Source organism: Prevotella sp. OH937_COT-195, from assembly GCF_003932845.1.
Lineage (GTDB): Bacteria > Bacteroidota > Bacteroidia > Bacteroidales > Bacteroidaceae > Prevotella.
This window is the reverse complement of record NZ_RQZH01000019.1, coordinates 24,817-39,121: the sequence shown is the minus strand read 5'-3', so window position 1 is coordinate 39,121 and position 14,305 is coordinate 24,817. Positions and strand designations below refer to the sequence as shown.

At 47.2% G+C, this 14,305-nt stretch carries 9 protein-coding genes; 4 read left to right on the top strand and 5 right to left on the bottom strand.

Annotated elements, in window-relative coordinates; genetic code table 11:
* Window positions 1–27: 27 nt before the first annotated feature.
* Both EII32_RS08070 and EII32_RS08065 read left to right on the top strand, forming a co-directional pair.
* A complete protein-coding gene (locus EII32_RS08070; RefSeq protein WP_125234926.1) occupies window positions 28–417 on the top strand; it encodes a hypothetical protein in 390 nt (129 codons plus the stop codon).
* Window positions 414–1,556 carry a hypothetical protein gene (locus tag EII32_RS08065; RefSeq protein ID WP_125234925.1) on the top strand — a complete coding sequence of 381 codons (1,143 nt, stop codon included), beginning with the start codon at window positions 414–416 and terminating at the stop codon, window positions 1,554–1,556. Before EII32_RS08070 ends, EII32_RS08065 begins: the two co-directional genes overlap by 4 nt.
* Before the next feature lie 126 nt (window positions 1,557–1,682).
* Here the strand turns inward: EII32_RS08065 and EII32_RS08060 are convergent, their stop codons facing one another.
* The 3 genes from EII32_RS08060 to gltX all read right to left on the bottom strand — a co-directional run bounded on the left by EII32_RS08060 (window position 1,683) and on the right by gltX (window position 6,892).
* The gene (locus EII32_RS08060; protein WP_125234924.1) at window positions 1,683–3,599 is read right to left on the bottom strand and encodes a hypothetical protein; all 1,917 of its coding nucleotides are present in this window, start codon (window positions 3,597–3,599) and stop codon (window positions 1,683–1,685) included.
* 512 nt (window positions 3,600–4,111) lie between these two features.
* Window positions 4,112–5,347 carry a 3-deoxy-D-manno-octulosonic acid transferase gene (locus tag EII32_RS08055; protein ID WP_125234923.1) on the bottom strand — a complete coding sequence of 412 codons (1,236 nt, stop codon included), beginning with the start codon at window positions 5,345–5,347 and terminating at the stop codon, window positions 4,112–4,114.
* 3 nt (window positions 5,348–5,350) lie between these two features.
* The gene (gene gltX / locus EII32_RS08050; RefSeq protein WP_125234922.1) at window positions 5,351–6,892 is read right to left on the bottom strand and encodes a glutamate--tRNA ligase; all 1,542 of its coding nucleotides are present in this window, start codon (window positions 6,890–6,892) and stop codon (window positions 5,351–5,353) included.
* Between the two features lie 197 nt (window positions 6,893–7,089).
* On the opposite strand from gltX, the gene EII32_RS08045 reads away from it, so the two are divergent.
* Both EII32_RS08045 and EII32_RS08040 read left to right on the top strand, forming a co-directional pair.
* Window positions 7,090–9,156 carry an HD family phosphohydrolase gene (locus tag EII32_RS08045; RefSeq protein ID WP_125234921.1) on the top strand — a complete coding sequence of 689 codons (2,067 nt, stop codon included), beginning with the start codon at window positions 7,090–7,092 and terminating at the stop codon, window positions 9,154–9,156.
* A gap of 172 nt (window positions 9,157–9,328) precedes the next feature.
* A complete protein-coding gene (locus EII32_RS08040; protein WP_125234920.1) occupies window positions 9,329–10,813 on the top strand; it encodes an OmpP1/FadL family transporter in 1,485 nt (494 codons plus the stop codon).
* 153 nt (window positions 10,814–10,966) lie between these two features.
* Here the strand turns inward: EII32_RS08040 and EII32_RS08035 are convergent, their stop codons facing one another.
* Entirely contained in the window at window positions 10,967–11,866 is a 900-nt protein-coding gene (locus EII32_RS08035; protein ID WP_125234919.1) for a hypothetical protein, read from the bottom strand.
* Window positions 11,867–12,031: 165 nt separating this feature from the next.
* On the bottom strand, window positions 12,032–14,302 hold the full coding sequence (gene priA, locus EII32_RS08030) for a primosomal protein N' (RefSeq protein ID WP_125234918.1): 2,271 nt from the start codon (window positions 14,300–14,302) through the stop codon (window positions 12,032–12,034).
* Window positions 14,303–14,305: the final 3 nt, after the last annotated feature.

The window sequence follows — 14,305 nt, the reverse complement described above, 5'->3', positions numbered from 1 at the left end:
GCGGTTATTACCTAACAAACAATTACTATGAGAAAAATTTTACTTTCTTTTGCCATAATGCTGTTGCCGGCAGTGGCAATGCAGGCAGACGAGGTGGTTACCGTAAAAACGGGTGCGACGACAACTCTATTTGAAATCAACAACATCGAAAGGATTAATTTCGATGACGAGACCGTTACTTTTGTTGATAAGAAAGGTACGCTCACACCTTTCAACTATGACGACATAAGTGAGATTACTTTCGACAATGTTGCCACCGGGCTGGAGTCCGTAAACATTCCCGACGCATTTCCAACGGACATGAAAGGCGGCGAGGTGTACAGTTTGTCGGGACATAAGATGAACGGCGGCACGCTTCCGGGCGGCGTATATATAATAAAGAAAGGAACGAGGATTGTCAAATTCGTAAAACGATGAGAAAGTTTCTGTTTTTATGCCTCTTTATGGGTATAAGTTGTCTGGCGATGGGGCAGACGACGGAACGCAGACAAATTGTTTTAGTGGGCAACGACGATGACTCCACCTTTTTCTATACGGAACATTTGGAGTATGCAAAGATTGACAGTACCACGACAACTACTCCCAAACAAAAATATTTAAACATCAAGAGAAAAAGCGGAGCAAGTGTAAGAATATACTTCTCAGACATAAAGAGGATTGTCTTCCGCAAGATAAAGGAAAACATTGTGCTGCCCGACGTTGCGCCCAAAATAGGCGACTACTATTACAGCGACGGTACATGGAGCGACGGCGGACTGATAAGCATTGACCCGGAGGGAACAAATCCGGTGTGGAAAAACGAAAAACCTGCACCAACGGCAGGAAAAACAGTAATCGGCATCGTTGCCGTTACCGACCCATCACGCATCGCACAAGCCGACAAAGACGCAGGATACACACACGGCTATGTGGTATGCAGCAAGTTCGCACACGACCCGAACAACAAAAACATACACACACAAGAAGTGTTCCCGACCACGAAATTCTCTTGGGACGACAATTTCGAATGTAACATAAAGGTTAAGAAAACGGGCAAGTCATGGTACTCCGACCTCGATGGCAGGAAGCATTGCAACAACGTTGTGGCGTTTTACGGTGATGCGGTCGTGGTGCAAAGCCCCACGGTTTATTACACAAACATCATGCCTCACCCCGAAACATCGAGCGAATGGTTCATACCTGCAACGGGACAGATGTGGGACGTGTTGGCAAACCTGTGCGGAAACAGTGCGGCACAGAGGATGAAAGGCTGGCGAACCGTGGAGACTGACGCAACGATAAACTGCTCGGCATATATCTACGATGACCCCATGACACGTTTTAACAGCACGCTTGAGAAGGTTGCCGACAAGGACAAAGAACTGCTCGAGACAGATAGTGAGTCTCACAACTACTGTCCGATGTGGACCAGTACGCGATATAACGATGAATCGATGTGTATTTTCAACGTAGGCACGAAACACACATCGGGCAATTTAAAAGGCAAGTCGCTTATCGAGTGCATGGCCGAATGGTATAACGGAGATTGTTATGCACGCCCGATATTGGCATTCTGATTAGTCGTGAGAATGTTTTTCAAAGTATTTTTGTAGTAAAAACAATTTGGGAGTTTAGAACCCACCTATAATAAAAGGTGTTATCCAAACTCCCAAATTCTCATATTTTAAAAAGTCGCTTCACGCTTATTTCACAACCACTTTCTTACCTTTGTGTATGAACACTCCGTGTTGCGGATGTGCTATGCGCTGTCCTTGCAGGTTATACCAAGCATTGTCGTTACTTTCCGTTGCGACCGAACTGATTCCGCTTATGATTTCTTGTGCATCGATATAAGTCAACTGCAGCGCAGGTGCCTCTGCATAACGAAATTCGTTGTCGTCAGCCTTTATTACACGGTCTTTGGCATAATTCTCCATAAAAGTCTTGTTGTCACCGGCAAAGATGGCCGTGCGGAATGGGTCTGCTGGTTCTCGCGATACGAAATAGAACTGAAAGAGGTCTGTTGACGGGTCGAAATACGAATCGCTCTCGTTTGTTATTGTCAAAACGATAGATTTGCCTTTATATGTATAAGGCTTGTTTTCGATATTCAGAGTGAGGTGGAAATCTTTATTGTCCATATATGCCTGTTTGAAATCTGCAGTCAGGTCGTATGTTGTCGAAGGTTCTCCGTATTCAGTCTGAACCCACTCGTAGCGCGAGGCCTCATCGTTGTATGAGAATGTCTCATTGTCGGTTTCCGTGATATACACTTTAACCGTGCTCTTATATGCATCCTGCGTGTATGCGTTTGACATTCCCGAGAAGGTAAGCGATGTTATTGCCTTGCCCTTAAGTTTTTCCAACCATGCGGCAGGATATATGGTTTGCGTACCGCTGTTCTTATAGTTGAATGTCATTGGCGAGTTCTGATTGTTGAATCCGTCGTATGCCACCTTATCGTTGCCTTTTCCATAGAAATTGCCTATTGTCAGCACTCCGTCCGGGTCGGGGGTGGGTTCCGGCTCCGGATCGGGGTCGGGTTCCTGAGATTCCTCCACCATAACATAGAATGTCCCGGCAGCAAGTGTTGCCGGCTCGGCTTCGTGATAGAATCCATATTTACCTTCCTTTTTACCGAAAGCATAGATGGTCTTGTCGTTGGTTACCGTTCCATCGCTTACTTTTATCAGGTTATCGGCAATGGGAGAAGTCTCGGTGTCTGTCGAATAGAACACCGGAGCCACAAGCGAGCGTATTATAAGATTTGTTCCTGCCGGTGCCTCGGTAACTTTCTCGTATGTTATTTTATCTTTTGTCGCAGCCGTCACCTTGAATGCATCAAGCCCCGCAATGTTCAAATCGGTGTCATACTTCGTGGTAAATGTTCTCCAAGTGCTGTCCGGTACGGCAGCATCGACATATCCGTAAGCCACCGCCGGCATGTCCACCAATCCCAGATTACCTGCCGGTCTCAAGTCTCCGCTAAGTACTTCGGCAGGATTTCTGCTCTCGGGGAAAGTCAATGTACTCTTCGATGTTTTCTTTACTTTCGGGAAATCAATATAGAATCCTCCATCCGTACATGTCTCTCCGGTGGCAGTTACAGTTACTACAAGGTTGTTTTCTCCGCTGTAATAGAACGGACGGTCGAACGTAATAGTGTACTCCGGTCCCATTGTGCCGTCCCAGTTGTATGTCTCGCTTACTGTCAGTGTTCCGTGATACACTGCCTGTTGCCAGCTTATATCGAAGAATCTAAATCTCTTTTCTTCTTTTTTGAAAGCCTCTTTGTTGGTTTCACCCATGTATATAGTGACATCGCGAGTAAGGTCTTCTCCGTTATACCCGTTGTTATACATTCTCAGATTCAGCGTGGTGATATTCTTTCCGGCCATTGCCGCTATGTCTGCTTTTGGCAGAATGGTTTGCGAACCGCTGTTCTCTAAATAAAAGTTGATGGGGGCTATTTCATAATAGTTCCCATCTTCATAGAGGTTGTCAGGTTTATCTCCGCCTTCCTCCAATTGGGCATAGTTGCCGAGTGACAATTTCTGCGCAGATGCAGTACAGAATGTGGCACCGAGCAACAGTGCCGTGAGTAAATGTTTTGTTTTCATTCTTTTATAAGATTAATTGTTATTTAATGATTATCTTCTTGTCGTTTTTGAATTTAAATGCCACATTGGCAATGCTAAGGGACACTCCGATGACAAAGCAGGTTTTGTCATTTCCCCGTCATTAATTCGATATAATTCACAAGAGTTTTCGGTAGTTGAGATTCTATTCGCCACATGTATTCATTCTTATATACATCAAATGGAAAGACATCTTCGCCCTTCCTTCGTTTTTTCAGGTGCAAAGTTACTTACACCAGTTAAACCATGCAATACCTAATAATTGGTAAATTGTACCCCGTTCACGGTTACTTTTCCTGCATATACACCAAAAAGACTGTATTCTTCGCTTGGAATACTGTCAATATTTTAACTCTTCAAAAAGTTTCAAAGGCAACCAACAGTTACATATACAAAACGAGCGTAATGCCATTTTGTGACATCACGCCGTGCATTTTTTCATGTCTCTCAAAGAAAATCGTGAGGGAGTGTCTGTTTATATGTGGAACAATTTATCAAATTCGCACGCTGTCGAGAATTTTTTTCGTTGCTCCTGCTTGCGATGCGACATATTCGCCGGCAAGTTTCCCACGACGAATAATTTCTTCGGGCGATGCGGAAAGTTTATCCATCTGTGCCGCAAAATCATCGTAACTACATATTTCTATGCCGCCGCCGCACGATTTCAATGCTTGTGCTTCTTGAAATCTGTCGTTGTTGGAACCGAAAAACACCGGCACGTTCCACACCGCAGCCTCGGGCAGGTTGTGTATTCCAACGCCGAAACCGCCTCCTACATATGCCACCGTACCGTAGCGATATATGCTCGACAGCAGTCCGAAACAGTCTATTACAAGGATGTCCGCCTCTTTCGCCAAAGTCTCATCGGTCTGCGTGTAGCGCATTACCTTGCGCTTCGTCATGTTTTGTATCTGTTGCAAACGTTCCTCCCCTATTACATGCGGAGCGATTATAAGTTTCCAATCCGGATGTTGTTCGAAATATTTCATGAATATTTCCTCGTCGGGTTGCCATGACGAACCTGCCACGAAACAGCGAACCGGTTTGCCGTCTGACGCATTACCCACAAAACTTTCCACTATCGGCAGCCGTGTTGATTGCTCTTTGATTTGCAGCACACGGTCGAAACGGGTGTCTCCCGTTATGGTTACGTTGTGTATCCCTATGGTTGAGAGCAGTGTTCTGCTTATCTCGTTCTGCACGAAAAAATGGGTAAAACATTTCAACACGCGCCAATACTGCCAACCGTACCAGCGAAAGAATATCTGCCCGGGGCGGAAAATGGAACTCACGCTATACACCGGAACTCCGCGATGCTTCAATATGTGCAGATAGTTGTACCAGAACTCGTACTTTATGAAGAATGCAACCTCGGGACGCACGGCACGCAGAAAGCGACGCGCATTTGTGATGGTGTCTATCGGTAAATAACATACGATGTCGGCACCTTCATAATCTTTGCGAACCTCATAACCTGAAGGCGAGAAGAAAGTAAGAAGTATTTTATATTCGGGATGCTCCCGCCTGAGCCGTTCCATAATGGGACGCCCTTGCTCGAACTCGCCGAGCGAAGCGGCATGAAACCAAGCATAACGTGCTTTGGGGTCAACCTTCTGCCTCAATATCCTTACCGCCTCGCGCTCGCCGCGCCACATCTTGCGCACTTTTTCACAGAAGATGCTGGCAACGGCTACGCCAAACAGATATAGATAGATTGCTATGTTATACATATATTACCCTTGTTTGACGGGGGCATCGGCGGGCAACACTTCTATTGCTCTGCGCATGCGGGCAAGTGTCTCTTCCTTACCGAGGAACGCCGTTATGTCGAACATTCCCGGTCCTTTGCCTTCCCCGACGAGTGTAAGTCTGAAAGCATTCATCACGTCTCCGAGTTTATAGCCTTTGGACTCTACCCATGCCCTAACCACACGTTCCTGATTTTCGATGGAGAAATCGTCAATGCCCTCAATTACCGCCATTAGTTCGGTCATTACTCGCGACGAGTCGGCTTTCCAACGCTTGCGCATGGTTTTCTCGTCGTATTCAATGGGCGGAACGAAAAAGAATGAGCAGAGCGACCATAATTCGCGAACGAAATTCACACGGTCTTTCATCATGTGTACAACTTGGCGCACACGCGGCATGGTTTCTTCTACTCCGTTGCCCGCAACGATAGGAGCAAAGAGTCCGGCAATTTCATCGTCGCTTTTGTTCAACATGTACTCATGATTGAACCAGATGCCTTTCTGGAAATCGAAGCGTGCACCGGCTTTCGAACATTTGGTTATGTCGAACTGACGCACGAGTTCGTCGAGTGTGAAAAGTTCCTGCTCGGTACCGGGATTCCAACCCAACAATGCGAGGAAATTAATCACTGCTTCCGGGAAATAGCCCTGCTCGCGGAAACCATTGCTTACCTCGCCGGTCTTAGGGTCGTGCCATTCGAGCGGGAAAACGGGGAAACCGAGACGGTCGCCATCGCGTTTCGACAATTTACCTTTGCCGTCCGGCTTGAGCAGCAGAGGCAGATGGGCAAAGCGCGGCATGGTGTCTTCCCAACCGAAAGCACGGTAAAGAAGTACATGCAGCGGTGCCGAAGGCAGCCACTCCTCACCACGTATGACATGAGTTATCTCCATAAGATGGTCATCAACGATATTCGCAAGATGGTACGTTGGCAGTTCATCGGCACTCTTGTACAAAACTTTGTCATCGAGAATGTCGCTCTTTATCATTACATCGCCCCTGATGAGGTCGTCAATGTGAATTTCCTCACCCGGTTCCACCTTGAAACGCACCACATATTGGTTGCCGTCGTCTATCAACGCATTTACTTCGACCTCGGACATGGTGAGCGAGTTGCGCATCATGTTTCGCGTAGTGGCATCGTATTGGAAATTTTTCGTTTCCTGACGCTTCTTGTCAAGTTCCTCCGGAGTATCGAAAGCGATGTATGCCTTGCCGGTTTCAAGTAGAATGTTGACATATTCCTTGTATATCTCACGACGTTCGCTCTGGCGGTAAGGACCGTACTTACCGCCGAAACTTACACCCTCGTCGAACTTCAGTCCGAGCCAGCGAAACGACTCTATAATGTATTCCTCGGCTCCGGGGACGAATCTGTTGCTGTCGGTATCTTCTATACGGAAGACAAAATCGCCTCCGTGCTGACGGGCAAACAGATAGTTGAACAGTGCCGTGCGAACGCCGCCGATGTGCAATGCGCCCGTTGGACTTGGTGCAAAACGCACTCTTACTCTTCTTTCTGACATCTTTTCGTTAATTTTTCAGGGGCAGACGGTCATCGGCAAAGAGTTGGCTGAAAACAATAAGATACCGCGAACACCAATACCGAAAGCACCCGAAGAATGCCCCCATAATTAAAATTCCGTGCAAAATTACTTATTTTATTTCAATTATACGATATTTTTTTGTATTTTCGCAGGGTAATTACATCAAAGGAAATAAAATGAACATTTTCAAGTATAGGGAACCGCATTTCTGGCGCAACACAATGACACGCGCCGCACTCGTGGCGGTAACAGTGGCAATAATTGTATGGTTTCTGCCGAAAAACAGTGGTCCGCAGTATCAATACGATGTAGGAAAACCCTGGATGTACGGGGCATTCATAGCAAAGTTCGACTTCCCCATATACAAGACAGAAGAGGCAATAAAGGCAGAAAAAGATAGTATACTGAACCGTTTCGAACCATATTACAACTTCAGTGACAGCCTCGGAGAGGCGGCAGTAAAACGTTTCGAGCACGATTTTGCAGAGGGAATATCCGGCATGCCGCCCAACACGGTGTCGGTAATTGCCCAAAACCTCACAAAGATATATCGGGCGGGAGTGATGGACACGCACGAATATTCGGAGAATTTCAAAGATACGACGAAAATGGTACGTCTCGTGTCGGGCAAAACGGCACAAAACATCGGAGCGAAGAACATCTACAGCGAGATGTCGGCATACGAACAACTGTTCATTGACATGAGACTGCTGCCATACAGACAACTGTTGCAGAAATGCAATCTCAACAAATACATCGTGCCGAACATCGTATATGATAGCAAGCGCAGCGAGACCGAGCGAAGCGACATGTTGAGCGCGGTAACGGTGGCGAGCGGAATGGTGATAAGCGGACAAAAGATAATAGACCGCGGAGAAATAGTAGATGACCACGACGTGCTGGTACTCAACTCGTTCGAACGCGAGATGCAACGGCGGCATGCGGGAAATGACGAGATAAGTTTTACAATATTCGGACAGATATTTTACGTTGCACTACTCGTTTTCCTCTTCACTCTTTATCTCGGGCTGTTCCGCAAGGACTATTTCCAAAGCCCGCGTAGCATCGCTATGGCTTATACACTGATAACGTTTTTCCCGATTATCGTGTCGTTGATGGTGCGTCACAACATTTTCAACATCTATGTGCTTCCGCTCGCGATAACACCAATGTTTATAAGAGTGTTCATGGACTCGAGGACGGCATTCGTGGCGCATTTCACAATGGTGCTTATATGCGCCGTAGCGGTAAAATATCAGTATGAGTTCATCGTCGTAGAACTCGTGGCAGGACTCGTGGCAATATACTCTCTGCGCGAACTGACACAGCGGGCACAGGTGTTACGAGTAGCACTTTATGTTGCACTATCAATGAGTTTCACATATCTCGTACTGCAAATTACTCAGGAGAGAAACGTGGACAACATCGACATGGGCATCATTAAGTATTTCTCATTCAACGGAGTGGCATTGCTCTTCGCATATCCTCTGATGTATGTAATAGAGAAAGTGTTCGGATTTACAAGTGCCGTGACGCTTGTCGAACTGTCTAACACATCGAAGGAACTGCTGCGAAGACTGAGCGAAGTGGCTCCCGGAACATTCCAACACTCCATCACAGTGAGTAACCTCGCGGCACAAATTGCCGACCGCATCGGAGCCAAGGCGCAACTCGTGCGCACCGGGGCGTTATACCACGACATCGGGAAAATGATAAACCCGCCCTTTTTCACCGAAAACCAAGCAGGAGGAGTGAACCCGCTGAGCAACATGCCGTGTACCGAGGCGGCACAAGTGATAATAAGCCATGTGACGGAGGGATTGAAACTCGCCGAACAAGACAATCTGCCGAGAGAGATAAAAGACTTTATCAGCACACACCACGGCGAGGGAAAGACGAAATATTTCTATGTCACATACAAGAATGAACATCCCGACGAAACGATAGACGAGGCTCTCTTCACATATCCCGGACCGAATCCGTTCACCCGAGAACAAGCCATACTTATGATGGCAGACAGCGTGGAGGCCGCTTCGCACTCGCTAAACGAATATACCGAGGAGAACATCTCGGAACTCGTAAACCGGATAATAGACAATCATACGGCAGAAGGGGTGTTCCACGACTGCCCCATAACGTTCCATGACATCAGCCTCACAAAGCAGGTACTCATAGAAAGGCTCAAGGCCATATACCACACACGCATAGTGTATCCTGAACTGAATAAGCCAAATGACGCATAACGAGGAACAGGAATAACATGATATTCAATATATAAACACATGCACAAATTGCGCATTATGAGCAATAATGTGCAAAAATACTATTAAAAAGCGTTAACCGGAAACAACCTTTTAAGGAAATATGGAACAACTTTACTAACTTTGCAACCAATTTTTACAAAGATTGTTTAAGATGAACAAAATTAAATTTAGCGTAACAACACTGTTGCTTGCCATTGCAAGCAGCACTTTCGCAGGTGGAATCCTGACAAACACCAACCAGAGTGTGGCATTCCTGAAAAACCCCGCACGCGATGCCGCAATAGGTCTCGACGGGGTATATAGCAATCCGGCAGGCGTGGTTTTCATGCCGGAAGGGTTTCATCTCGCATTCAACTGGCAGTACGCACACCAGACACGCACCGTTACTTCTACCAACCCTCTGTTCCTCTTGGGAAAAAAGAACGACAGCGCAGTGAAGACTTTCGAGGGAATTGCAGACGCTCCGTTCATCCCTTCGATACAAGCCGCATGGAACAAAGGAGACTTGAGTCTGCAGTTTAATTTCTCAATACCCGGAGGAGGAGGCGCGTGCGAGTTCGGAAACGGTCTCGGATCGTTCGAGAGTGCCGTGGGAATGATTACCAAACAACTCGAACCGCTTGGCGCAAAAGGATACGATGTTGACGCATACATGCGCGGAAGACAGTATTATTTCGGCGTGCAGGTGGGAGCGGCATACAAGGTTACACCCAACTTGTCTATATACGGCGGACTCAGAGCACTATACGGCAACGCTTCCTACAAGGCACGACTGAGCAACATTCAGGTAAAAACGGCGGCAGACACATACGTTGACTTCGGCAGTTTCCTGAACAACGCAACGGCAAACATCAACAAGCAGGTGTGGCTGGCAGAACTTGCCATTGCCAACGGACAGATGACACCGGAACAGGCAGCACCGCTAATAGAAAAGGCAAAGGCAGCACTGACGCAACTTGAGTCGCTGCAGAAATACTCGCAGGGGGTAAACCTGATGAGCATACAGAACGGATTCGGAATAGCACCGGTATTGGGTATCGACTGGAAAGTGGGCAACTTCAACCTCGCCGCAAAGTACGAGTTCAACACGCAAATGAAAATGAAGAACAACTCCACACTCGAAAAAGCACTGGAAATAGAAGCAATAAACAAGTTTCAGGACGGGACGGAAGTTGACGAGGACTCGCCTGCACTGCTTACCGTGGGCGCACAATGGACCGTTACGCCGGGCGTGAACATCAATCTCGGCTACCATCACTATTTTGACACAGACGCACATTGGTACAACCACGCAGAGAAAAAACTCGCAGGAGGCACTAACGAGTATCTCGCGGGAGTGGAATGGGACATTAACGACAAAATAAACGTATCGGCAGGAGGACAGGCAACACGATACCAACTTACCGACGGATACATGAACGACATTTCGTTCGTGGTCAGTTCATACAGTTACGGGTTCGGAATGACTTACAAGTTCAACAAAACAGTGAAGGCTTCGATTGCCTATTTCCGAACCAACTACGAGAATTACGACCGCGTTACGAAGGCGAACCCGGACACGGGAGCCACCATTGTGGGCGACTCGTTCACACGCACAAACCATGTTTTGGGACTCGGAGTAGAAATATCGATATAAGAAAGAACTTTACGCATAAAGCGAAACACCAACCACCGAAAAACAAAATCGGCGGAATCGCTTTACAAATCAGGCGAAATTACAATGCAAATTGGGCGAAATTGTTTTGCAATTTCGCCCAATTTGCATTATGAAAAGAAAGTAAATCTCTTATTATTTAATTACTTCCAATATGCTTAGAATCTCTTCTTTGCCTTCATCATCGAGCCATACGCGACCTATCTTTCGGTCAATCTTTTTCACCTTATAGTCTTTCGAGAACGAACCTACGAAGACACCCTTCACGTTGTCGCCGACACCGTAGTTGGGGGTGAGCGGTATTACCTTCACGTTGCTCTTCTTTGTCTCTTTCAACGAACTTGCAAAAGCGAGATATATAACATTGTCGCCATCCGCCTTGACGAGTATTCCTTCTTCTTTCTCACCGTCTTCGTTAACCACGATGGGGGCACCCTGCTGCATTTCTCCGTCTTTCAGCACCACGAAACTGTTCGGTTTGAGTTGCTCATTGTCATGATCTTCTGCAAAACCTGTGCCGTCGCCCTTGAAATTCAGGTCGAGATAATGTACTTTAGGCTGTGTCGGGTCGCTGTCGTCAGTAACGATTGCACGCTGCAAACCGGAACCGCTTTGCCACCATGTGAGCACAATGTCGCCCTTCTTTGCCTTTGCGTCCTTATAGATAGGAATTAGCAGATTGTTCGGATAGCGTACGTCCGTACCGGATAGTTTGGTGTTTTTTTCTCCGGCATCTGCTATTGTGTTTTTGTAGTAAATGGAAGTCTTGCCTTTTATGTCTTTGCCTTCTTCCATTGCCGAACTGTAACTACTCGGATATAGTACATACTCTATGTTGTCAACATCCTCGAGAGCAGAACCTTCTCCCATTGCAAACGTCCCCATAGGACTGAGTTTCTTACCGTCTTTGGCTTCTACAAGTTCATTGCCGGTACTGTCGGCACCTTCTTTTTTTTCTTTGTTTTTACCATCGGTGCAGTTCGCAAATACCATGATACCACATGCCAACACTGCGAATAAATAGATTTTTTTCATTTGATTATCGAATTAAGTTATTAAATTGGTTGTAAAAAAATGTTTAATTGTATCTGTCGCAAAGATAGAAAAAAAATATTATCTATGTTTGTTTTTAACAACAAAAACAAAGAGCGTTAAGTTTTTTTAGCAAATAAAGTTTTTTTTATTTGGAAAGTTTGCCGTTCATAAAGGATCAACGTCGAAATAAACTTGCAACGACACATATCGTTTTTCTTGCAACATCGCATTCCGCGCCTGTTTCAGGTGTTGTCTCACGGCATTGAGGTCTATGCCCGGCTCGAGTTTGAGTACTATTTTCCGTATGTTCATAGTCTTTATCTTTGCCACGGCGGGCTTGTCGGGTCCCAGCACACGCGTGCCGAAACTATGTCTGAGCCGCGCCCCCATCTCCATTGCGGCACTCTCTATGGCACGGTCGTCTTTGTGTTTCATATATATATATATAAGGTGTGTGAATGGCGGATAACGGAAATCGCGCCGCTCACGGCACAGGTCTTCGAAGTATGCGGGAAAATTGTTTGTCACCACCTGCTGCACAACCGGCAGTTCCTTGTTTTTTGTCTGCAACAGCACAAGCCCCCTGCTGCCTTTGCGTCCGGCACGCCCGCTTACCTGCGCCATCATTGTGAAGGCATGCTCATGGGCACGGAAATCGGGATAGTTGAGCATTGAGTCGGCATTGAGAATGCCCACCACCGACACCCGGTCGAAGTCGAGTCCTTTGGTAACCATCTGTGTACCGATGAGGATATTTGTCTTTCCTTCCGAGAAATCGGCTATTATGCGCTCGTACGCGCTCCGTGTGCGCGTGGTGTCAAGATCCATCCGTGCAACCCTTGCATTCGGGAAGATTTCCATTATACGGTCTTCCACTTTCTCGGTGCCGAAACCTCGTCCCGCAAGTTCCCTGTTCTCACAGTTAGGGCAGCAGTCAGGAAGGCGGCAGGTAAATCCGCAGTAGTGGCATGTGAGTTGCGATGTATTTTTATGATAGGTAAGCGATACATCGCAGTTCTGACACCTCGGCACCCATCCGCATACCTTACACTCAATCATGGGTGCAAATCCGCGACGGTTTTGAAATAAGATTACCTGCTCGCCGTTGTCGAGTGCTTTGTGCATTGCCGCCAGCAACTGCGGAGAAAACGCGCCATGCATCATTTTTCTACGCGTCAAATCTTTAGTATCCACGATTCGTATCTCCGGCATGGCAATGTCCTTGTAACGGGTATCAAGCGTGGCAGAGGCATATTTCCCGGCAAGAACGTTGTGGTATGTCTCGGCAGACGGTGTCGCCGTTCCGAGCAATGTCTTGGCTCCGTACATGGCGGCCAGCATTATTGCAACCGACCGTGCGTGGTATCGCGGGGCAGGGTCTTGCTGCTTGAACGATGTCTCGTGCTCCTCGTCTATTATGACAAGTCCGAGCCGTTGGAACGGTAGAAAAACGGCAGAGCGTGCCCCGAGTACCACATCGTATGGTGTTTCTGATAGTTGTTTCTGCCATATCTCAACACGTTCGGCATCGCTGTATTTGGAATGATATATGCCGAGACGGTTGCCGAAGACGCGTTGCAACCGCTGTTGCATCTGCACCGTCAGTGCTATTTCGGGCATCAGGTAAAGCACCTGCTCGCGACGTTCTATCGCACGGCGTATCAGATGTATGTATATTTCGGTTTTCCCGCTGGATGTCACACCGTGCAACAGAACCACGTTCTTTTTGAGAAAACCCATAAGAATTTCGTTGTAGGCATCTTGCTGTGCCGTACTCAGTTTCCGTATCCTCGTGTAGTCCGGCTCGGCATGACGGTTAAGTCTGCTCACCTCGCGCTCGTATGTTTCGATAAAACCTTTATCTATCAGTGCCTTCATTACCGTTGAAGTGCAGTGTGAGACATTCATCAGTTCGTCGCGAGAGAGTTCTTGTATTGGCACTTGCGGAACGTTGCCTTGCATTTTGTCCCAGCCCGTCATGGCGAGGAATGTCTCGAAAACCCGTCGTTGCTTGTCGGCACGGCGCATTATGTTGAGAGCGGCATGCAGCCCCTGTTCCGAACGCCACTTCGGCGACAGGTCGAGACAAGTCTCCGTACGCGGTTTGTATCCCTCCTCTGTCTTCATTCCGCTCGGCATGGCAGCCTTGAAAACATCTCCTATGGGTGCCATGTAGTAGTCGGCAATCCACTGCCACAGTTTCATCTGCTCTTCACCGATTACGGGCTGTTCGTCAAGAATCTGCTCTATCGATTTCCATTTCATCTCCGGCTCTGTCCGATGCACTTTTACTGCCATTGCAATGTAGTGTTTGCTTTTGCCCAACGGCACAAGTACGCGCACGCCCATGGTAACGCACTCCACCCATTGTTCGGGCAGACCGTATGTGAACAGTCCCTCAAGAGGAACGGGAAGTATTACATCTACGAAATACATAAG